We start from the raw sequence: 1,950 nt of genomic DNA on the forward strand, positions 1-1,950 counted from the left end.
CTCCCCGCGCCGCCAATGCCTTGATAGTCATGCGAGCCTCCTGATCGAGCCGGCTCATGCGCTCCTCCGTGTCGTCCCGTGACACGGTAGGTCGACTTCAACCGGAGGCGACATCTCGTAAATCTGGCCGTCGCCTTACTCACACATTCGCGCGTCGCGCTACAACGCACGTGTGTGCTCCGGCAGATCTGGTGTGGTCTAAGCCTCAGGCTCTGGACTTTGAGGCAGCCGCTGGTTTCCTGGCCGTCTACCTGACTGCGTATCATGGCTTGCTGCAGAACGTGGTGATCCGGCCCGGCATGCGGGTGCTCGTGCATTCGGCCGGCGGCGAAGTAGGCTCAGCGCTTGTCCAACTATGCAAGCTGCACAATCTGCACGTGATTGGTGTGGTGGGGAGAAATCACAAGGTCGAGTATGTGCGCCAACTCGGGGCAGACGACGTGATCGACAAATCCACTCAGTCGCTCTGGGATGAGGCCAAGCGCCTATGTCCTGACGGCTACGACTTGGTCTTTGACGCGAACGGCCCTGAAACCCTGGCGCAAAGCTACGCCCATCTGAAGCCCACGGGCAAGCTGTTGGTCTATGGCTTTCACACTTTGTTGCCCAAACAGGGTGGGCGCATCAACTACCTCAAGGCGGCCCTCGGAATGCTGAGGATGCCGCGCTTCAATCCTTTGTCGATGACAAGCGAGAACAAAGGTGTGGTAGCGTTCAATCTGTCATTTCTCTTTGCCCGCACCGACCTGCTGCACGCCGCTGTCAACGACCTGACCACCTGGTTAGAGGCAGGGATCCTGCAGGCACCAAAAGTCCGATCCTTTGCACTGGCGGATGTGGCTCAAGCTCATCGAGCCTTGGAGTCAGGCGAATCCACGGGCAAGGTGGTCTTGCGAACAGCACCACCCTTCTTTAGTGCGGCAGCGTACGAGGCAACTGCTCAACAAGCCTCTGCTCCCGATCGATGAGGGCCAGAGTTGCTTGAATGCGCTGTGGGAGAGGCTGCCTAGTCACGTTCGCGTAAATTGAGCGGAGATCTTGCCCGATCCGGCGCAGGAGTTCGGTTTCGGAGACTGCTGAAGGTCGCTTGCCACCATCAGGCCCGTTGTCCATCTCCACCTCCCAATCAGCAGCACCCCCTGAGTACCGCTTCGTTATCCGATCGTTAACCATCTTTCTTTTCGGCTGTGGAAATTGGGCAGAACCCCCTGAATGCTCGGGAATGGCGCTTGCATTGCCAGCACCGCAACCAAATCGGCAGATTGCCACCGGTGGAGCCGAGTTAATCCGAATCGCCGCAAAAAGGCATCGTCAACTTAACTGGTTGAGGCAGATCCCCCCGTCCTGGACCGTCAGCTCAGAAGCAAGCGGCGACGCCGGTTACCTCGGCCCAGACCCCGAAGGCTCGGGCGCGGGACTTGCGGTGATCAGCAGCATTAGAGTTGGCAGGACGGCGGAAGAGGTTGGCCACCTGATCGTGAACCGAGAGAAAGCGTTGAGCCTGCCCGGCTGACTTGAAGCGCTTCATGATCCGCTCGCGGCGTCGGGTCGGCTGATGGCTGTTTTCCGCTCGATTGTTCAAGCCCTTGTGCTGCCGATGCTCGACACCCGGCATGATTTCTCGCTTTGCAGCGGCATAGCTGGCCAGTTTGTCGGTGATCATCACGCGAGGTGCGACGCCTTGCTTCCTGAGCAGCTTGCGCAACAGCCGCTTGGCTGCTTTTGCATTGCGGCGGCTCTGAACCAGAATGTCGAGCACGGTCCCGTGCTGATCGACGGCGCGCCAGAGCCAATGCTTCTGGCCCGCGATGCCGATCACGACCTGGCGAGTCGCGCGGGGGGATCTCACCCCCGCGCGCTCCCAGAACCGTACGTGACACTCTCGCGTCATACGGCTCCCGATGTTCGGCCATTTCCATGCAGAAAGCGCCAATGCGCAAACAGGTGCGG

The 1,950-nt window shown here is 59.7% G+C and carries 1 protein-coding gene and 1 pseudogene; one reads left to right on the forward strand and one right to left on the reverse strand.

Features of this window, described 5'->3' with window-relative positions; genetic code table 11:
• Positions 1–269 precede the first annotated feature (269 nt).
• Entirely contained in the window at positions 270–968 is a 699-nt protein-coding gene (locus FS320_RS42435; protein WP_244627744.1) for a zinc-binding dehydrogenase, read from the forward strand.
• A 389-nt stretch (positions 969–1,357) separates the two neighbouring features.
• Here the strand turns inward: FS320_RS42435 and FS320_RS42440 are convergent.
• Positions 1,358–1,825 (reverse strand): annotated as a pseudogene (locus FS320_RS42440) (IS6 family transposase); the annotation flags it as partial.
• Positions 1,826–1,950 lie beyond the last annotated feature (125 nt).

The organism is Microvirga tunisiensis (assembly GCF_009296175.1).
Taxonomy (GTDB): domain Bacteria; phylum Pseudomonadota; class Alphaproteobacteria; order Rhizobiales; family Beijerinckiaceae; genus Microvirga; species Microvirga tunisiensis.